The sequence below is a fragment of the Ruegeria sp. N11 genome (assembly GCF_056531525.1).
This window is the reverse complement of the sequence record NZ_JBQFLX010000026.1, coordinates 29,478-49,794: the sequence shown is the minus strand read 5'-3', so window position 1 is coordinate 49,794 and position 20,317 is coordinate 29,478. Positions and strand designations below refer to the sequence as shown.

Annotated in this window: 15 protein-coding genes; 8 read left to right on the top strand and 7 right to left on the bottom strand. The window is 55.3% G+C overall.

Annotation, left to right across the window (positions count from 1 at the left end; translation table 11 throughout):
- Positions 1–6: 6 nt before the first annotated feature.
- Entirely contained in the window at positions 7–384 is a 378-nt protein-coding gene (locus ACR0J8_RS21420) for a DoxX family protein (protein ID WP_170425660.1), read from the bottom strand.
- Positions 381–1,268, bottom strand: a complete 888-nt coding sequence (locus ACR0J8_RS21415; protein ID WP_480592371.1) for an SDR family NAD(P)-dependent oxidoreductase — start codon at positions 1,266–1,268, stop codon at positions 381–383. Before ACR0J8_RS21415 ends, ACR0J8_RS21420 begins: the two co-directional genes overlap by 4 nt.
- Positions 1,269–1,346: 78 nt before the next feature.
- Between ACR0J8_RS21415 and ACR0J8_RS21410 the strand changes: the two genes are divergently transcribed.
- The gene (locus ACR0J8_RS21410) at positions 1,347–2,234 is read left to right on the top strand and encodes a LysR family transcriptional regulator (protein ID WP_480892196.1); all 888 of its coding nucleotides are present in this window, start codon (positions 1,347–1,349) and stop codon (positions 2,232–2,234) included.
- A gap of 453 nt (positions 2,235–2,687) precedes the next feature.
- On the opposite strand, the gene ACR0J8_RS21405 is transcribed toward ACR0J8_RS21410, so the two are convergent.
- From ACR0J8_RS21405 to ACR0J8_RS21395, 3 genes are all read right to left on the bottom strand, one after another.
- Complete coding sequence (locus ACR0J8_RS21405) at positions 2,688–3,242, bottom strand: recombinase family protein (RefSeq protein WP_170483677.1); 555 nt, start codon at positions 3,240–3,242, stop codon at positions 2,688–2,690.
- 234 nt (positions 3,243–3,476) lie between these two features.
- Entirely contained in the window at positions 3,477–4,868 is a 1,392-nt protein-coding gene (locus tag ACR0J8_RS21400) for a hypothetical protein (RefSeq protein ID WP_480592375.1), read from the bottom strand.
- A 494-nt stretch (positions 4,869–5,362) separates the two neighbouring features.
- Positions 5,363–5,551: a hypothetical protein gene (locus tag ACR0J8_RS21395; RefSeq protein WP_480592377.1), complete on the bottom strand. Its 189-nt coding sequence runs from the start codon at positions 5,549–5,551 to the stop codon at positions 5,363–5,365.
- An 820-nt stretch (positions 5,552–6,371) separates the two neighbouring features.
- Here ACR0J8_RS21395 and ACR0J8_RS21390 point away from each other — a divergent pair.
- The 7 genes from ACR0J8_RS21390 to ACR0J8_RS21360 all read left to right on the top strand — a co-directional run bounded on the left by ACR0J8_RS21390 (position 6,372) and on the right by ACR0J8_RS21360 (position 15,578).
- Positions 6,372–7,454, top strand: a complete 1,083-nt coding sequence (locus ACR0J8_RS21390; RefSeq protein WP_480431046.1) for a tyrosine-type recombinase/integrase — start codon at positions 6,372–6,374, stop codon at positions 7,452–7,454.
- 463 nt (positions 7,455–7,917) lie between these two features.
- Entirely contained in the window at positions 7,918–8,811 is an 894-nt protein-coding gene (locus ACR0J8_RS21385) for a FecR family protein (protein ID WP_480526801.1), read from the top strand.
- A 69-nt stretch (positions 8,812–8,880) separates the two neighbouring features.
- Positions 8,881–11,100: a CHASE2 domain-containing protein gene (locus ACR0J8_RS21380; protein WP_480892189.1), complete on the top strand. Its 2,220-nt coding sequence runs from the start codon at positions 8,881–8,883 to the stop codon at positions 11,098–11,100.
- Between the two features lie 162 nt (positions 11,101–11,262).
- Positions 11,263–12,312 (top strand): patatin-like phospholipase family protein, encoded by a 1,050-nt coding sequence (locus tag ACR0J8_RS21375; RefSeq protein WP_170612152.1) that lies wholly within the window; start codon positions 11,263–11,265, stop codon positions 12,310–12,312.
- A 137-nt stretch (positions 12,313–12,449) separates the two neighbouring features.
- On the top strand, positions 12,450–13,478 hold the full coding sequence (locus tag ACR0J8_RS21370; RefSeq protein WP_480526795.1) for a catalase: 1,029 nt from the start codon (positions 12,450–12,452) through the stop codon (positions 13,476–13,478).
- Positions 13,468–14,184 carry a hypothetical protein gene (locus tag ACR0J8_RS21365; protein WP_170681703.1) on the top strand — a complete coding sequence of 239 codons (717 nt, stop codon included), beginning with the start codon at positions 13,468–13,470 and terminating at the stop codon, positions 14,182–14,184. The genes ACR0J8_RS21370 and ACR0J8_RS21365 overlap by 11 nt, the downstream gene beginning before the upstream one ends.
- A complete protein-coding gene (locus tag ACR0J8_RS21360; RefSeq protein ID WP_480526791.1) occupies positions 14,181–15,578 on the top strand; it encodes a Dyp-type peroxidase in 1,398 nt (465 codons plus the stop codon). The genes ACR0J8_RS21365 and ACR0J8_RS21360 overlap by 4 nt, the downstream gene beginning before the upstream one ends.
- A gap of 6 nt (positions 15,579–15,584) precedes the next feature.
- Here ACR0J8_RS21360 and ACR0J8_RS21355 read toward each other — a convergent pair whose 3' ends face one another.
- Both ACR0J8_RS21355 and ACR0J8_RS21350 read right to left on the bottom strand, forming a co-directional pair.
- The gene (locus ACR0J8_RS21355) at positions 15,585–18,770 is read right to left on the bottom strand and encodes an ATP-binding protein (RefSeq protein ID WP_480892184.1); all 3,186 of its coding nucleotides are present in this window, start codon (positions 18,768–18,770) and stop codon (positions 15,585–15,587) included.
- Between the two features lie 152 nt (positions 18,771–18,922).
- Positions 18,923–19,846 (bottom strand): SMP-30/gluconolactonase/LRE family protein, encoded by a 924-nt coding sequence (locus tag ACR0J8_RS21350; RefSeq protein WP_480526788.1) that lies wholly within the window; start codon positions 19,844–19,846, stop codon positions 18,923–18,925.
- Positions 19,847–20,317: the final 471 nt, after the last annotated feature.

Genomic DNA, 20,317 nt, shown 5'->3' with positions numbered 1-20,317 from the left:
ATGGTTTCAGCTAATACCAACAATGCTCAACACCGTTTCACGGCCAGACCAGGCCACGATAGCGGACAAGGTGCCTGTGACCATGGCGGGAACGCCTTCTTTCCAGCTGTCCCAGATCAGATGGCAACCAATTGCACCGATGGATGTGCCAAGAATAGCCAGCGCGCCTAAAGTTCCGACCCAGGATCCCTGAAACCAGATCGCGATTGCGCCAAACAATTCAACCACGCCAACCAAGGCCATGATCTGGCGGTTTAACCCGTACTTGATGAACATCGCCAGTTGGGTTTCGAAAATGAACTTCTGCCAGCCGAAGATCTTGATCGAGCTTGCGAAGAGGAAGAAGACGGACAGCAGTCCGACGAAAACCGTAATCGTAGTCATTCCGCAGCCTCCTGAACCGGGCACGAAAAATCCGCTCCGAGAGCATCTAAAAACGTTTCCTGCGCGGTGGCTACGGCGGCATTCATTGCGTTGGCCAACGCTCCAATGTCCGACGGGTCGACGACAGTTCTCAGCGGTCTTTTACCGTAGGGCAGCTTCAACAGACCGGCGATGGCATCGGCAACCATTGCAGGGGACGCCTCAGAAAAGCTTTTTTGCGCCAACCCCATGAAGCGTCCGGCCATCGCTTGTGCTTGTTCCAACGTTGGGCCGTATCCAGCCATGCGCTCCGGTTCATCCGTTGGCGGCGACTTTTGCATGATACCAGTGTCAAATGCGCCGGGTTGAACGATAAGGGATTCCAGTCCCAAAGGAGCGAGTTCAAGGGCATAGGTCTCGGCGACCAGTTCCAGCGCCGCTTTACTGGCTGAGTAAAAACCGCTCATCGGCAACGCAAACCGCGACATGTCACTGGTGATGCTGATCACCGTGCCCAAGCCCTGGACGCGCACATTGGGAAGGATGGCGCGTAGAACACGAACCGGTCCCAGCACGTTCACATTCAGCATGTTCTGAAACCGAGCCGCAGAAATGGTCTCGTTGAGCCCTCCAACATAGATCCCTGCGTTGTTAATGACGACATCAAGTGGGCCATTCAGCTTTAACATCAGATCGGCGATTGCGCTGTCTACGCTGGCGTCACTGCCGACATCCAGTTCAATGGATGAAATCCGCGCAGATGTCGCCTCTAGGCTGGTCGCCACGTCGGCGTTTCGCCCCTTCGAAGCACGCATTCCGGCGAATACAGAATGACCTTCGTCTGCAAGTCTGATGGCCATTTCTTTTCCGAAGCCGCTGCTGGCCCCAGTGATCAGAATATTCATCTGTCTGTTCCTCTTGTGGTCGAGAGGAAAATGGCAATCGATAGACATAATTGGAAATTATCATTATTTCTTATTAGTATGAATGAAATTGATGGAATTGATCTTAATCTACTGAAATCTCTGCAAGCGCTCATTTCGGAACGGCATGTTGGACGTGCTGCGCAGCGAATGAACGTAACGCAACCTGCCATGAGCCATACGCTTGCAAGATTGCGACGCCTGTTTGACGACCCTCTGTTCGTCAAGCAAGGGCGCGAAATGGTGCCAACAGCGCGCACTCTGGACCTTGCGGCGCGGTTGAACACGATCTTATCTGAGATCAGCGTGCTGACTGCGCCGGTGACGTTCTCACCTGAAAACGCGAGCGCAACTATTCGAATTCATGCCCATGATTTTATCGCCACCAGTTTCCTTGCAAACGCAGTTCGGTGTATTCGAAATCAAGCTCCAGGGATCGTGTTCGAAATTCACAGCTATTCAGATCACAGTTACCAGATGCTCGATTCCGGGGATGCCGATTTGATCATTGGCGCAGGACTTCAGGCAAATCCTAAGTTTCTTCAAAAGCTTCTACTGCGCGAGCGCCTAGTGTGCTTATTGGACCGAACCCACCCAGCTTTGAACAGCTGGAACGCCGAGACGGTCTTTTTATATCCACACGTCCGGCTGAACCTAATGGTTAAACAAGATGACCCAGTTCACCTTTATGGAAAGGATCAGGGTTTGCCCCCACGCCAGGTTGGGCTGGCGACGGATAGTCTGCATCTGCAACCGGCCTTCCTGGAAGGAACAAATCTAATCGCTTTTGTGCCGGAGACGCTCGCCCAAGCTGCTACCAACAACAAAAACCTAGTCACGCACGATTGCCCTTTTCCTCTGCCGGAATTGGGAATCCGTGCAATTTGGCATGAGCGAGACGCACGATCTCCCCTTCTCAGCTGGATCCGTAGCCAGCTGGATGTTTAACGGCTTGTGGAAATTAACACTTCTCTTTGGTGTCAAACTTGCACTGAAACCATCGATGTTGCACGCCAACTCGTAGGAATGAGAGCTTCAAGGGCAGCATTAGTTCTCGCCAAACAAAGTCGACCCTACTGAGTTTACCGAAGATGCTTAGGCTCCCAGAGAGTAGATTACAGCGTCCCACAGATCAGCTTGGTTGTGCTCCAATGTCGGCTGCGTGAACTATGTCAACAGCATCCGGATAGCCTGTACAACGACAGCTCTGGGCTGCACGCCGAAAATTTGCAAAGTCCGCTTTCTGCGCATAGTTGCCGTTGGTTGAGAGAGCAGCGAATGGCGGCAGTCCGCCCATGTTTGGCGATCTAGGTCACGTGTCGGCGAGCGAATAAATGAACCTCCGACGCTCATTTCGATTCTTCCCAGCAACCGCTTAATTTGTTTCAGAGTGGCCAAGAATTATTGAACCTTAACCAGACGATAGTAACTGGCTCTGGAAATGTTCAGCTGATCGATGATCTGCGCGACGGGGACGCCAGCTTCCTTAAGCGCCAATACCTTCTCTTTCTGTCTCTGGGCCGTTGGAGCACGGCCCTTGTATTTTCCATCTGCCTTGGCCCTCGCAATGCCTTCCCTCTGGCGTTCCAGCATGATTTCTCGCTCGAACTGAGCAACTGAGCCCAGAACATTCAGCATGAGCTTTCCTGTCGCAGTCGAGCTGTCCACACCCATGTCTACGATAACCAAGTCAGCGCCATTGGCTTCCACCACTTGCAAAAGCCTCCCCAGGTGCGTCACCGAACGCGCAAAACGGCACAGCTTGGTTACCACCAGCTTGTCGCCGGCACGAAGGCTTCGCAACGCTGCTTGCAATTCAGGACGATCTGAAAGGCTCGATACCTTTTCTGAAAAGATGAAATCCGATTGGACTCCATACTTCGTCAAAGCCTCAATCTGCGCTTCCAGTCCATAGCCCTGCTCCAAGGTGGATGTTCTTGCATACCCAATCAGCAACTGTCTTACTCCAATCTTAGGTCCTATTGAGATGTCGCTGTCTCAATGTCACGACAATGTATGCGAGACTGTTTTCACCAGAATTTACGCTGGGCGGTTTGCTGTCACATAACCAAGGTTGTGTGAGACAATCCTGGCGAACTCAGAAGTCATACCGACTTTCGAACAGGAGCCCTAACGCTATCGCCTACAAACCACTTTCCAAAGAATTGTTTAGTCGCCGTTGACGTTTGATTACCGTATCCAATCAAGGTATGGGACACGTATCCGACTGACCCCAGCAACAAGTTTAGAACCCCAGAACTTCAACTTGCTCCAAAATGATGTTTCAGGAGCGTAACTCTTAGAACTTGGCTTTGCCCGCCGGACACCCGATTTTCGCTCTTCCTTAATTTCCCGTAGTGCCGCTAGAATTTTGGGGGATACGATTACCGTGTAACTCTGTACATCTGCGTCCTTTATGAGCCGCATGATGTCATCTGTGATTGGAGCCAGAAACTCCTTCAGATCGTAGCACTTGCCCGTATTTCGCTCCCATGAACTACGGGCGATTCTGTTGGCGTCAAACAAACTGCCGGCAACACCTTCTCCCGCACCAATGTCAAAGCTGTCTTCACAAAAGTCCTGTACCATACCGAAAGCAAGCAAACGTCCCTCAGGAGAAGTTACCGGCCGACAAGCCCCACAGTAGATGTTTTTTCTAGGAGAGCTGGGTTTTTCGACAGTAGCTGTTTCGCCGGGGCTTGGTTTCTCAAGATCCTTCATTGTTCCTTTCTCAACCAAGGCCACATTAGACTGGCCTGTCCGCTCACATTTATGAAATACTGTTCGCCGGCCCTGGTCTTTGAGCTGCTTGAGTGTCGTCTTGAGTGCCCCTTCTGTCCTCGTGAGTCTCCTGCCTTTAGAAACATTTAGGAAGGCTTCAAACACCCTCATGTTCTCTGATTTGGCAATCTCATAGGCGGTCACGCTCGGCTTCGTGCCATATCGAATGAACCGTGCAACATCTCCGTCGGCAATGCGCTTTAGTTGGACCCCCGCCTTACTTTGCAGCCAAGGCGTGTTCTCGTGGATGAACGTCAATGCCTGCTTACGACATTGATCACCGAAGTCGAACGTCAAAAATATGTGGAAATGGAGATAAAAGGTCTCTGTCTTTGGTTCGAAGGGTGCTTCTAGCTGTGCGTATACAAATTCACCTAGTCCGGATTTCTTGAGGGCCTTCTTTAGCTTGTTCATTCGTTTGAATGCCAACGCCAAACCGGATTCATAGCCATCGATTGAGACTCGGCGTTCCAAGGCAGGAAATGTCAGAGCAGCAAACTGCGCCTGGCCTTTGACTTTGACCTCATAATGATACTGAAGATTGGCGGCAGTTTGTGTCGTATCAACTAAAGCAACGGACGGTAGCCGCTTGTCGTGCTTGTATGCGGAATAGCAGATCGCGAGATACTCGTTGTCGGGCAAGCCCAACAGGAGTTGTGCTGCTTTCTTCTTGCCGGGCCGGTATAGGTCGTGACCGACCTCGGCTGCCATTTCAGCCACCATGGCGGACATTTCCCGATACCTTGCTGAGCCTGGACCAAGTCGAAAGCCGCCATGATAGCCCACCTTTTTCCCTGCCATCCTTAGTGTTCTTGGCCGAAGCACTTCATGGCCATAAATCCGCTTCGCTTGCCTGCATTGCCGCTTGCGCTTCCGGTGATCACCTCTGCTCTGAGCACACTTTCTCTGTTCGCGGGATCTGCCCGCGTTGTTCTTCTTCACAACCTTTGCCCTTCAGCTCGATGGCCAAAGGTCGGTTGCCGTTTTCAGCTTATTTGACTCCGTGCCTCTGACCGCAATTTCCTGCGACCAGTGCTGCCTTCACGTCTGTTCAAGACGTGAATTTGCTTCCGCCGCTCGCAACAAAGGACATGGCACGAACGCGGTTTCAGACTTTTTAAAGGATTGGGAGTTTTGCGAAAATTTAAGAAACCTGACGGCGGCAATGAGTCTGTATGCCGGCAGTTCTGGGAACGAGTGAAAAACTAAATTTCTGATCGTCCCCCCATTACGTCATCGAAAAGAAACCAAATTCCACAGGTTGGAACACATTTTTCACAAGCCTGTTCTGGCACCTATTTTCGGTTTGGATCAAAGCGACCAGCCGCTTGTTCCGCTTTCAAGCCCGCCTGAACAAGCGCTCTGATCGCGGCAGATCGTCCATAGATCTCGTTCTGATGTGTGTACTGGCGAACAAGCGCCAGCTCATCCTCAGTCATTAGTATTTGTAGCCTTTTGGGCGGTTCTTCTGAGAGTTTTTCCATGACCTTAAGTTAACACTATACACACAATGCGTCAAATGTTGACGCGCCAGTCGAATCATTATACACACTATACACACTATACACACTTTTAAAATCAACAACCAAGGGAGGGAGCAATGCTCTCATTTCTCCACAAGTTCTTTCACAGCGCACACGAGGTCTGCGTTGTTCTGTATGTTTGCCATTTTGTTCTGACGTACGGACAGAAGATGTATCTGTTTTGATCTGTGAACGTCGGCGCAGGTACTCGTCTCTGCATCGCAGATGAAACATACATCACGCTTCCGTGACTCGCCCTATGGTAATGAAATTTTCCACTCAACCGAGGTCATATCGGAGGTGTCAACTTAAACTCCGGCAAAGAAACGCGCAGCCAATTCAAAACGCAGCAAAAATGTGTTTTGAGGCGCCCTCCTGACCCCAGCAGTTCAATCTGAAAAGTCAACCTGGAGTAGACGCAAGTTCATGTTTTGTAATAATAATTTTTCTTGACTGCATACCGAAAGTATCGATGAAGCGAGCAGAAGAAACTCAATCGGTGCTCGAATGATCGAAAATCAGCTAACAGGCAGTCGGTACATAGACCAAGGCAGAACACTTCCGATTGGGTTTTCACTCAGAGCCGTGGAGGATGCGCAGAGATGAACACAAGCCCAAACTGGATAGTACAACCAGCCGGCATGGATGACGCAGCCCGAGCTCTGGGGATTTCACGAAGAAGTCTGACAGACATTCTAGCAAAGCATCAATGTTACGAACGGCGCGGCAACAAAAAGGTGTTTTACCCGGAACACATTGAGGAACTGAGAGAGGCTTTAAAATGCCAAAGAAAGACTGGGAACCGAAGTGGACGGAGCAAGGTTGGGCGGTCTCGTTTTCAATCGAAGGGCGGCGGATTCGCCGACGCCTTGGCATCCGTGACAAAAGCCTCAAAGGCGTAGCTCGCGCTAAGGCCCAGCAACTTTATAAAGAGGAATGGGCGGCCCAATTAGCTATTCCTACAAACAAAGAGGTGCCATTTTGGGAGGCGGCAAAGGGCTACGTCGACGATGGTGGTGAAGCACGTTTCCTGCCAAAACTCATCGGGTATTTCGGCAAGTACACAACAATTGATCAAATTGGAGAGTTGGAAATCGTGAACTGTGCCATGGAGTTGTACCCCAACGCAGTTCCCGAAACTCGCAGACGCCAAGTGCGTGTACCGATCACCGCGGTAGTTCGCTGGGCCAGGGGAGAGCGGAAAAGGCCGTCCACAGATAACAAGCGAGTTCGCTGGCTCCATCCAGAAGAAGCTGAGGCGCTGTTGAAAGCCGCCGCCCAACTTACCCTGCCGCGCCACGACAAGCCCGAACTGTATACACTCAAGAAGATTGCTTTCCTTTTGGGGTCTGGGTGCCGAACAGGAGAGTGCTTTGCAGCGGACATTAATGATTGGAATCCAGCAACCTCTCAACAGTTTATTCCTGCTGAGGAGGACGGCGCAGGTAAAACTGTATCGAGTGAGCGCTTGGTACGGCTACCTAGCCGTGCTGTATGTTTAATGGGGGAGTTGCCCGAGTCGGGACGCATGTTCCGCACGCCATATGGAAAACCGATCAAGTTGAGAAAGAATGGCGGCGGCCAAATGCAAGCGTCGTTTAACAAGGCCCGAGATGCGGCCGGCCTTGGAAAAGATGTGACACCACACGTTCTCCGGCATACTTGGGCAACTTGGTACTACGCTCAGACAAGAGACTTCGGTGGGCTCATGGACCTCGGGGGCTGGGCAAAGAGCGAAATGGCCAATCGTTATAGAAAGATTGCACCTGACGACTTAGCGGATCGCCTGCTTGAACATGGGTGGGACTTTCGGCAAAAATCTGGCAACATCGAACTAGATTCCCGCTTACGTATTGTAAAATAAGGGAATATTCTTACCAAGTTTTCCCTTAGCAGGGGAGCGCCTTCGACCACTCGGCCACGTCTCCGCCGACGGGTATATCCGTGCCTGTCACCAAGATACAAGGCGATTTTCCTGCTAAATGGCAAAATTCTGCAAACGGCTGCAAATCGGAATTCCGGGGGGCCGTACGTGTGACAGTCTTCGTCGAATAACAGCTGTTTTCTTGGCAGGGAGTGCCGGACAAAAACGACGGTTCAACACGAGGCGGCCGTCACCTGACCACAGTCGTTTTTTGGGGCGGTGATATTAAACTTGCCAAAAACATAAGCATTACTGCATATTTGCCTATATTTAGTCTGCAGATTTATTCTGTTTGTTGTGAGGCATCAATCGGGCTTGGGGTGGTGTGTACCCGGCAGGAACCTTTGGGGGAAAGGGGCTTGGATTGGCTTGGTTAAAAGTGTGTTTGGCAGTTTGCCTTATTGTGATTCTGCCGTCGCAGGTCGTCGCAAATATCGGAAAAGTCGTCAGCGCCAAGCAAGGCGCTCAGGTAACGCGTGCCGGAGAAACACAAGCGTTGCGGACGGGGATGGAGGTCGACTCGGGTGATGCGATCGCGACTGACGGATCCGGCGTGGTTCAGCTTGTGTTTGTCGATGACACGAAAATAGCCATCGGCCCCAATGCGCGTATGGTCATTGATGTCAAAATGCTGCGGAACAACCGCAAGGCCAAGTCCTTTGCGGTACAGGCACTGGGTGGCAGCTTCCGGTTCATTTCCGGAAAAAGCAGAAAGCGGGCTTACTCCATTTCGACGCCATCAGCGACCATGGCGGTGCGCGGAACGACTTTCGATCTCTGGATTGCCTCCGGCGACCAAAGCGCGATGCTGGTTCTGGAAGGCACTGTTCGAATGTGCAGCCTAAGCGGGTCGTGCCGATCCACCGGGAGACAATGCAGCCTTTTTGCGAACAGTAAGGGTGGCGGCGTCGGAAGGCCGGTGGATCGCGAGCAATACAGGAAGGCGCTGGAAAGCGGTTTCCCGTTCGCGCGGTCGCAGGAAGGGTTGCTTCCGCCGCTTCAGGTCGAATTCGGCGGCTGTTCCGAAAACGCCAGGCCGGTTCGCTTCTTTGCATCACCCGGTCGGTCTGAACCCCGCCCTGCGCCGCCCGGTGAAACGAGTACCAATGAGGCGCGTGCTGTGTCAGACCCCACCCCGCCAGACAACCGTCCTGATCCGCCATCCCAACCAGAACGTGACCCGGAGCCGGAACCGGACCCTGAAACCGAGGGGGAACATGATCCCGAACCCGAAACCGAGCCTGAATCCGAACCGGAAGATGATCCCGAACCCGAGCATGATCCCGAAGTCGACTAGGGTCGTCCAGAAAAATGACGTGGACCGGATTGCTGGCAAAACCTGACCCCCTTGCGCCCGGAGGCAGAGGTGACAGCAAGAACAAGGGATAAAAACAGCCGAAAATGGGCATTCCGTCTATTCGGAATTGCTTTGATCCTGTTCGGCTGCCTGGTTCGTTCGATGGACCCCTATCCGGTTCAGATGTCCCGTCTGATCTACTTCGACATTCTGCAAAGACTGTCTCCACGCGAATACAATCCCGACTTGCCGGTGCGCGTGGTCGATATCGACGAGACTTCCCTGGCCAATTGGGGGCAATGGCCCTGGCCACGCACGTTGCTGGCGCAAATGGTGGAAAACCTGGGTGAATATGGCGCGGCGGTCATCGCCTTCGACATGCTTTTTGTCGAGCCAGATCGATTTTCGCCTTCCCGTCTTCTCAATGACCCGGCGCTTGAAGGGTTGGTTGATATCGAACCAGGTGCAAAAGCACTGGATAACGATGTCTTGTTCGGGTTCGAAATGGCCCATTGGCCAGTCGTGCTGGGCGTCGCGGCGCGCCCGACGGGTGGCGACCGCGAGGTGCCGCCCAAAACGGGTATTGTCGAAATTGGCGACTCGCCGACGACCGGTTTGATCTCGGTTCCACACTGGGCGCCCCCCGCCGAGCCGCTGGATCGCGCCGCGGCTGGCATCGGAGGGGTCAATGTCTCGCCCTTGGGCGGAACCGGCGTGGTCCGGCGCGTTCCGGCACTGTGGCGCGGACCTGATGGAGTGATGCCGGGGCTGGGAATCGAGGCGCTGCGGATCGCACTGGATGAACCCATCATTCTGGCAGAGGGGTCTCAGGACGAACCCGGAATAATGCTGGGCATCGATGTTGGGGGCTACGCGGTGCCTACAACGGAACACGGTGAGATCTGGGTGAAATACCGGCGCGACAATCCAGACCTTTATCTGTCGGCAGACCGCGTCATGCGTTCGGCCGACGATCCGGATCTACAGAAAAAAATCGAAGGCCGCATCATTCTTGTCGGCACCTCGGCAGCTGGTCTGTTCGACATTCACCAGACGTCCCTTGGGGAATCGGTGCCCGGGGTGTCCATTCATGCGCAGATTCTGGAACAGATCCTGACAGGCGATATGTTGAACCGGTCAGATGTTATCGCAGCGCTGGAATTGATCGCCTTTGTCATTCTTGGGCTGGTGGTCACGGCAGTCATGTCGAGCTTTGGAGCCGTTGCGTCTTTTGTTGCCGGCGGCATTGCGGCAGCGGTTGTGATGGCGGTTGGCTGGCTGGTCTTTCAGAACCAGCAGATCCTTTTTGATGTGACGTTCCCGATGATTGGCGGAATGGCCAATTTCGGGTTGTTGGCGGGCTACATGTTCATTTCGACAGAACGCGAAAAACGCGCCATTCGAAAGGTGTTCTCGCACTACGTCGCGCCCGAAATTCTCGATGAGATGGAAGCAACCGGTCATCAGTTGCATCTGGGCGGTGAAATTCAGGAAATAACCGTTATGTTCTCGGATATCCGCGGGTTCACGCCGCTGTCCGAAGGGGTGACCGCCACCGACCTTGTCGCACTTCTGAATGAGCTGTTCTCTGAAATCGGGGACCAGATCCTTCTCGAGCGTGGGACGATCGACAAATTCATCGGCGACGCTGTTATGGCATTCTGGAATGCGCCCCTGCCGGTCAAGGATCACCCGCATCGCGCCGCATTGGCGACATTGAACATGCGCAAGGCACTGGCTGAATTCAACAGATCTGACATCATGAAGGATCGTCCTCCGCTTGCCCTGGCAACCGGATGTGCGACGGGTTGGGCTTGTGTCGGCAATATCGGGTCGCGCAGCCGGTTCAATTACACCGTCATTGGCGATGTGGTGAACGTTGCGGCGCGCATCGAACAGAGCTGTCGCAATGTCGACTATGATATTCTGGTCTCGAACTCGGTACAGGAAGCGACTGAAACGACCCTTGCCACTCTGCGGGCCGGGTTTGTCGATCTGAAAGGCAAATCCCACCCGGAACCCGTATTTGCGCTGGTAGGCGATCAGGAGCTGCTAGAAAGCGAACAGTTTCAGAAACTCAGCGCAGAGCATTCGAACCTGCTGGAAGCCATTCGCAACCGGCAGCCCCATCTCAGGATCATGGAAATGTGCGATAAATGCGCGACGCTTGCGAAACCCGTTGAGCCAGGATTGCTGAGATTCTACCGCGCGCTTCCAAGGCGTGCAGCAGACTTCCGGCTTGATTTCCCTAGCGACAAGATACTGTTCTCGCACAAAGACCGCGCCTGATTTCCCGACGCGCCCATTGTCTGCCAGGTGCTTGTACCCCGGTGACAATTTTCTGATGATATGGGAAAGAACGAAAACGAAGCAGTCAGACAGGCTCGCGGAGGGGTGATACTTCGACCCGGTCCGCAACCCTTCTCTGAAAACAATAACGGGGTAAATCGGATGCCATTCAAACTGGTTTCCTGCGACGGTGGCGGAATTCGTGGATATCTGACGTGCCGTATTCTGCAGAGTCTGCACGAGGAAACTCAGCTTCTGGACAAGGCGGACGGTTTTGCGGGCACGTCGACCGGTGGACTGATCGCGGTGGCATTGGCCGACGGCCGGACCCAGGGCAAGGATATGGCCACGCTGATCGAAAAGCTGGCCGCACACTACCGGGACGACGCCGCCACGATTTTCCGCGAAAACGAACGCAGCCTGCTGGACAAGGTGGCGGACAGGGTTCTGCAGAAATTCAAGCTGGGCGGCGGGCCAGGCATTACGGCAGCGCAATACAATGCCTCGGGTCTGGCGGAAATCGGGCTGTCGCTTGTCGGCGACCGGACCATATCTTCGCTATCACGCGATCTGGTTCTGGCGGTCAACACTGTGTGCCTCCATCGCAGTGACAAGGTAGGCTGGGCGCCGTTCACCATCACAAACCATGACGTCGAGCGCGACGCCTGGCTGGATATGAGTGCGGTCAAACTGCTGGACGTGGCCATGGCCAGTTCAGCGGCGCCGTCCTATTTTCCGCCGCACCTGATCAGGGCAGAGGGGGTTGATTACGGCTACTTTGCCGATGGCGGCGCTTTTGCCAACAACCCGGTGATGAACGGAATCAACGTTGCCATCGCTGCGGGCCGGGCACCGGGGCTGGACCAGATCGAGGCCCTGTCGATCGGCACCGGGCAACAACCCACCGACATCTCGGAACAGATGATCCGGGATCCCGACGACTGGGGTCTGCTCAAGTGGTTTGGCGTCACTTCCAACGCGCCCAAGGGTGCTTTGATCGAATTGCTGCTTACAACATCGGCCGAGAACCTGTACTGGATGGCCCACCTGGTATTGAAAGACCGTCTGGTCCGCATAAACCCGCCTCTGCCGAAAATGGTCGGATTGGCGACGCACAAACCGTCGTCTTACACCCTGATGGACCAGGCATTCGAGGCCAGCAAACAAGGCAGGGATTGGGCCAAGGCCGTCGAGATGGCGCGCCGCTGGTAAGGATTGCATCACGTTCCTTCCGTCAGGGAACCGCGACCCAAGCGCGTGTACATGTGACGTTTTTATTGCCTTTGGGGCCGCAGCCGTTAAGGTTAACACATAGGTATTAGTGATTAATTAACGCTCAGGGGGGAAATATGAGCGCTCCCGGCATTGCCGAGCAGCTGGTTCATGTATTGCATCGACCAGATGGCGATCCCAAGCTGCGACCGGTTCATACAATAGGCATCAGCGCGACAGGTTTCTTCAAGCCCTCTCCGATTGCCCGGAACTTCTGCGCCGCCGACCATTTCCGTTCCGACAAGACGGATGTCATCGTTCGGTTCTCGAACGGCTCGGGATGTGCCGCCGTACATGACGGCTGGTCCGACGTGCGCGGTATGGCTGTCCGGTTTCACCTTTCGGATGGCACCGACACCGACTTGATCGCCATGACGCTGCCCGAGTTCTTTTCGTCGACGCCCCAGAACTTTCTGGATTTCGCCGAGGCGGCGAAACCCAAAATGTACTATGGCGAGTCGCCGTGGCGGAAGATCATCAACCTGCTGCAATTGATCCTGCCAAAACGGGATCCCTACCCGAACGAAACCATCAGCCCGGATGACGGTGCCATCAAGTTCGCGGACGAGAACGCCGAGGCACAATTGGGCGTTCTGCAGGCGGCAGCCATCGGCGCGCCCGTCAGCTATGTTCGCGCGGCTTATCATGCGGTTCATACATTTATTGTCACCGGCGAGGATGACGTAAAGCGTTGGGTCCGTTTTTCATGGCAACCGATCGCCGGTGTTCTCAAAACCGATCCCGCGGAAACCCCGGACGATGACTATTTGCGGCAGGAGCTGAAAGACCGGCTGGCCGTCGAACCCGCACGGTTTTCACTGATGATGGCCATTGGTGAGGTGGGCGACGATTTCGAAAATTCGGCCCGGCCATGGCCGCCGCACCGCAAACGCATCATGATGGGCACACTGACGCTGGACGCGGTGCCTGAGGATCAGATCGAGAATGCGGAAAAGCTCAGCTTCAATCCGGGCCTATTGACGCCCGGGATCGAGGTTTCAGAGGATCCGGTTCTCAAGATCCGCATTGAATCCTACGAATTCTCCAGCCAGCTGCGGGACGCGACTCCCTGCCCATTCCCCAAGAGGCCATCCGATGACACGTAAGGACAGCTGGTTCAATCGCTACGTCAACAGCCTGCCCGAGCGGGGATGGTTCAAGTTCCTGTCGCGCTACGTCGTGGTGCCGTTCTGGATCTGGAAAGAGCCCAAGCCCAAGCTTCCGGGCGGGCCCAGACCTTCGCCACAGCCCAGTGAAAACGTCCAGCGCATGATGAACCTGATCATGCCGCTCAAGGATCCTTCGCCGGCCGGAAGGGCGCATGCGACGCTGGCGATTGCACAGAATGTGGACGAGATCTTTGCCGGGCTGGACAATGTCGGAACCGTTCATTTCGCGCGTTTCCTGCTGATCGAAGACAAGATTTGCATGATCTCGGTCTATGACGGTGATTTCAGCAACTACATCCGCGATTTCATCACCACCATCGGCAGTGTTTTCAACGATGTTATTTCGCTGGTGGACGGTGCCGAACACCTGATCCCGACGGAACACAACGTCGAGGAGTTCATCGACTGGGTGCAGGAACATGACCTGTTCCAGGCCGCCGATTTCCCGACTGATCTGTTCGGGCTGCAGGACGCCGCAAAAGGGCTGCCGCCGAACCAGCCGCCGCACAAACTGGCGACGTTGCCGCGTGAGTTCGTTCTGCAATTGCACGCGAACCGCAATCTTTCGTTGGGAGGAGGCTATCGCGCCTATCCCGGAGTTTCCGCCGCGCAGGTGCGCCAGAAATTTGGACAGGGCTGGTGAACACAAAATTCAACCTCGCAGACATTCAAGGCAATATCCTGCGTGGATATCGCCGCAATCTTGTACGTCATCTGGTTCTTGAGGTCAGCGACCGCGTAGCGGCCCGGCAGTTTCTAGCAGCAGCAGTGGATGACAGCCACGGCGACGTTCCGGCGATTACCCGCGATGTTACCTGGACCGTCAGGCCGCCGTTCTGCTTCAACATCGGAATTACCTTTGAAGGGCTGCGCGCTCTGGGCACGCCGGCTGAGCATCTTAAGACCTTCCCGACGGAATTCGTTCAAGGGATGACCAAACGGGCGATCAAGATCGGGGACTTCGGCAAAAGCGCGCCCGAAAACTGGCCTGCTCCGTTTGACAAGCCCGAGCGGATACACCTGATTGCATCGGTTCATTCCGACACCGAAGACCATCTTGATCAGGTCGAGGCGCAAGTTGCCAAGGCCTTCACCATTCTCGGTGTGCGCAATGGGCGGAATCTGCCCGAAGGGAAAGTGTTCTTCGGGTATGTCGACGGTATCTCGCAGCCGCGCTTCAGGCATGTCACCGATCCAGATCAGGTGGGTGTGGATGAACCCATGGACCCGCTCGGCACGGCGCTGCTGGGATATCCCACCAAACAAGAAGGCGTGCTGTTCCGCGTTCCGTCCCCGCACGAGCTGGGATTCAACGGGTCTTTCAATGCCTTCCGGGTGCTGCAACAAGACGCCGCCGGATTCGAGGCCTATCTGGACAACGCCGCTACGGAACTGATGAGCCATCCCAAAAGGGACCTTTTGGCGGACCCGAAGAAACTGCATCTCATCGTCAAAGACCCGGATATGCATGGCGCCCTTCGCGAAGTGGTCGCGGCGCAGATGTGCGGGCGCTGGCGCAACGGGACCCCATACGAATTGTCGCCAAACGCCCAATTTCCCGAGGAAGAAGTCTCGCTAACCAATTTCGACTATTCGCACGGCTCACGCTGCCCGGCCGGATCGCATTTGCGGCGCGGCAACCCGCGGGGCGGGCCGATCGTTCAGCGCATTGCGAACTACACGCGGCGACTGGTCCGACGCGGCATGTCTTATGGCCCGGACTTTGACCCCCAAAATCCCGATACCGCGGAACGCGGTCTGTTGGGCAGTTTCATTGGTGCCAATATTGGCGCGCAATTCGAGGCCGTCATGTGCGACTGGATCAATCTCGGTCTGCAGGACCCGAACATTACCGGCGCAAACGATCCGCTGCTGGGTGCGAATACGTCCGAAACCAGTTGGTTCGATATGACCCTGCCGGATGGTGACACGATCCGCCTGCGCGGTTTTCCGCGCCTGATTTTTGCACGGGGCGGTGCCTACACGTTCCTGCCAAGCCTCGCGGCGATCAAGTACCTGTCCGAGTTGAACACCTGAACCGTCTTAACCAAGATCCGCCAACGCCGCGTCTATTCGGGCCAGCATTGGCGTCTGCCCGGCCGTTTCAACAATGACGCGGGCTTTGGTCAGGTGTTCGAAGGCCAGTTGACGCTTTTTCCGGGCCTTGTACAGAAGCCCCATGATCATGTCGCAACGGGCGATGTAGTGGCCCTTGTCGTCAAACTGCGGGTTTTTGCGAATTTCCGCGATCATCTGGATCAGCTTCTTCTCGCCAAAAATCATAACCCAGACAACCGAGCGGAAGTTCTTCAAGAACACGCCAAGCGAGCTTTCGCCTTCGCCGGTGAGTATGGCCAGATACAATTCGCATAAGAACAGCCGGGCCCAGTCGGCAGACACCTGCGTTCCTTCATCTGTGCGCTTCCGGATCGCAGTCTCGACCTGTTGCAGCCCGGCAGCTACCTGGCCGTTCAATGCGTAGGCCACGCCCAGCATCGTCGCCGGGCCCATCGTGAACAGGGTCCAACCCTTTTCGGCGCAATTGTCTATGTGTTTCTGAACAATCTCGATGGCCCCGGGCTTTTGCAGCGGCACCATGGCTGCGACCCGGGCCGCCTCGGCAATGGCGAGTTCAAATTCCACCTGTGAAGCCTTGCGCGCCTCTTCGGCCATTCGAAGCGCCAGTTCGTGGTCGTCCGTGACCATCGCAATCAGCGCCTTCATCGCGGTTCCGTAACCCAGCGAACGTGGGTCATTCTTGGATGTCCCGATCGCAATCATCCTGTCCGATGCCGCATGCGCACGCGCAACACGGCCCCGGGTCAGTTCGTTCCAGCCCATCGTTGCCAGAAAGAAGTTCTGGATATACGCGTCATCGATCTTGCTGAGAATCTCCTCCACCTCGCGCGAGCGGGCGTCGAATTCCGTGTTTTCGATGGGGGCAAAATATATGGAAACCGAAAGCTCGTTCACCATGGCATAAGCCTGCGAGGCCGGGTCTCCCAGTCGTTTCGCCATGGCGGTCAGCTCCTGCTGAACCCAATGCGCTTCGCGGTATTTGCCGTTGCAAACCAAACAGGACACATAATGGTGCAGGAACAGCGCGTGATGAGGGTTGTCACCAACCTGCGCAAGAATGGGCCGCACTGTCCCGGCCAATTCGATAATCGTCTTGACCCGCAACGAGATGTTCGAACAAAGCGCGAAACTGGACAGAAAGCGGGCAAAGTGCTCTTTGGAAGCAATATCGGGGTCGCGCTGATACAGTTCCAGCGCGGAATCGAAATACCGGTTGGCTTCGTCCAGTGAATAAACGCCAAGGCTCTTGTCACCCGCCATCACGTTGTAGCGGAAGGCCTGATCTGTCCGATCCGTCTGCCCGTAGTGAAAGGCCAGCGTGTCCGCCGCTTCCTGCAACCTGTTCGCGTTTCGTAACGCCAGATTATCGGCAATCGCAAGATGCAGTTCAGACCGGCGCGAGGAGACAAGGCTCTGGTAAACCGAATCCCGCAACATCACATGTTTGAAAATGTAGTCCGACGAATTAGGTTCGCGATACAGCACATCCTGTGCCTGCAAACGCTTCAGTGCCGCCCCCGTTTCTTCCGAGTTCTCGACGAGCTGCGACAACAGCCCCGGATCAAACCGCCGTCCAATGACGGCTGCGGCCTGCAATACCGGTCGGTCCTCAGCCAACACCCGCTCCATTCTGGCGGTCAAAAGGCTGCGTATTGTGACGGGCAACCCGCTTTTGCTGATGTCGGCATCAAAACTGGCTTTGCGCCCCTCGACACGCAACGAACCCTGATCCAGCAGAAAGCCCAGGATCTCTTCGCCGAACAACGGGTTTCCTCCGGCCCGTTCCACCAGCTGCGCGGCAAAACCGTCCGGCAGAACGTCGACACCCAGCCGATGTCGCGCCAGTTGAGCGAAATCTTCGGTATCCAGAGGTTTCAGGGCAACCGTTGTAACGGACACTTCGTCCAGCCATGGCGGCGTGTATTCCGGTCTTCGGGTCTGGATGAGCAGTAGATTCTTCAGGTCGTCCCGCAGGATCAGAGCACGCAGCAGATCCTCGGTCGCGCTGTCCATCCAATGGGTGTCTTCGATCAGAAGTATCACCTGCTCTTTTTCGCAGCGTGCCTTCAACAACAGTGGAAGCAGTTCTCGCGTGCGCAATCCGATCAGAACGCCGTCCAGTCCATCCAGCGATCCGGCAGGCGGCGTGAGGCCCAACAGGTTCAGAAGAAGTCCCAGGTTTTCATCGCTATACTGATCCCAGATCCTGAGGCCCGCTTCCAACTTGTTGGCAACTTTGACGGGATCATCGCCGTCGCTGATCAGGAAAGCCTTTCGGACAATTTCCAGAATTGGCAGAAATGGAACATGTTGACCGTCGGCAAAGCAATATCCTGTCAGAACCGCAGCACCCTCGCCGCCGATCCGTTGCAGGAATTCGAATACCAGGCGGGTTTTGCCTAGCCCCGGTTCGGCCACAAGATCAATCGCCTGGAGTTTGCCTTCCGTCCGTGTCAGCGCCGCTGACATGACATTCAACTCGTTGGCGCGACCGACATAGCTGCTGAGACCCTTGGCCATTGAGACATCGAACCGGGTGGCATCATCGTGAATGCCCTGCAGTTCCCAGAGCTTTTGCGGAGCCGAGAATCCCTTGACCTCTTGCTCGCCGAAGAAGCTAAGCTCTGTCACCCACTCGACCAGACCCCGCGTTGTGTCACACAACAGGGTGCCGCCGGGCGGGGCGAGGTTCTCCAGCCGTGCTGCCAGATTAACCGTACTGCCCACTGCGGTCGTCGGGCCATCATCGCCCTGAACCGCCGCCATCAGGACGTTGCCGGAACTGATGCCAACGCGCATGTGGGGGCGAACCCCGAACCGGGTCTCGATATTGTCAGCCTCGGCAAGAAACGAAGCATGGATCGTTTTGGCCACCCGACAAGCCCGCAGTGCGGGATCTTCCAGCGCGTCAGGGATTCCGAACAGGGCCATGATGCTGTCACCGGCGAATTCACGCGCTGTGCCGCCATGCTCTTCGACAGCTTTCACCAGCATGTCGTAAACCAGCCGAACGAACTCAAGCGCTTTTTCTTCGCCCAGCTCAGCAACGATTTGGGTATAGCCGACCATATCCGCGAACAGTACGCAGACCTGGCGCCGTTCTCCCGGATCAACCGGTCGACGCGTTCTTATGTTGCTGACATCCCCCATTTTGACAGAATGTTTACAACACCTTGGCATCTCTCGCCAGCAATAGGCGTCACCTTGCCGTTAAGGCAAGCGCGGCTGGCAGCCAAAATGTCACGGGAAATGCTACCGTGGGTTGTGTCCGGCACGCTTAGCTTGGATTCCGTGCGAAACCTTCAGGCTGTGAAGGCCAGTTTCAGCCCGGGGCGCGGCCATCTGGTTTTGTAGATCTTGCCTGTGCTGGACGCCGTGATCCACAGATCACGCATATCCGACCCGCCAAAGCACATATTGGTTGTAAACAGATCCGGCACCGGGACATGCTCGGTTGTCCCGTCAAGGTTGAACACCGTAATGCCACCATTGAAAATCGTGCCGACGCAAACACGCCCGTCTTCTTCCACCCTCAAACTGTCCAGCCACTGATATCCGGGCAAGGTTTGCACGACATTGCCGGGCATGCCGGGAATCGGTCCCGGTTTGACTTGCCCCGTTCCGGTGATTTCCATCGCCCAAAGCCTGCCGAACACGGTGTCCGAGACATAGACCGTCTTGCCGTCCGGCGACAGTCCGACCCCGTTTGGCATTGGGATTGTCGCCGCTTTGATCAGGGTCTTGCCGTCGATTGAGGCATAGTACAATCCGCCATAACGCGTCGACTCTTCGTCTTCGATCCCGGTATCGGTGAACCAAAAGCCGCCAGATTCATCAAAGACAATGTCGTCCGGGGCGATCAGCCGCTTTCCTTCGTAGGAATCGAACAATTGCGTGACGGCACCGGTTTCCAGATCAACGCGGTGAACCGACCCGCCTTGATAGTGCGGACGAATGGGAGCGGGAACCGTGATCTGGTCAGGACCAAATGGAACGAAGCTGTATACACCTCCGTTGTTGCAGACATATGCGGCACCGTCAGGTCCGATCGCAACGCCGTTTGGTCCGCCTGGAATTTCGGCAACCTTGGCAACTTTGCCATCCGTACCCAGCCGAACCAATGTCTGTTCCTTGATGTCGACGAACAGAACCGATCCGTCGTTCATAGCCACGGGACCTTCCGGAAACCCCAGTCCGCTGCTTACTTCTTCCAGTTTCAATGACATTCTCAAACCCCCTGTTCGCGCCAGTTCCGTCGACTGTCATAAATTGTATGACGATGAAATACCGTTACTTTTCAATCTACGAGCCCAGCACGTCAAGACAAACCGTATACAAAGATGGTTCTTCCTGACGGGTCCGTGACGTAAGGCAGCGGTGCCAGATGGGTAAGGCTTTCCAGCAAGACAGGGCTGTACCACTCACAACCGCAGGACGACCTTGTTCGGGGATAGCGCGGATCAGAAGCGATGGGTTGAGGACGAGCTTGCCGCGGCAAGCGGGCAGCGCGTCATGCTGATGTTGCATCACCCGGCCTATCTGTGTTGCTCACAAGAGCTGGATCATTGTGACAACACCGATCAACCGGGGCGCGGCTGGTTGTTGGGGCTGCTTGAGAAACACGGGGTCGAGGCCACGCCCACAACTTCTGGTATGACCGCTACGGCGACACCGACTATTACCTTGCGCCGGCAACC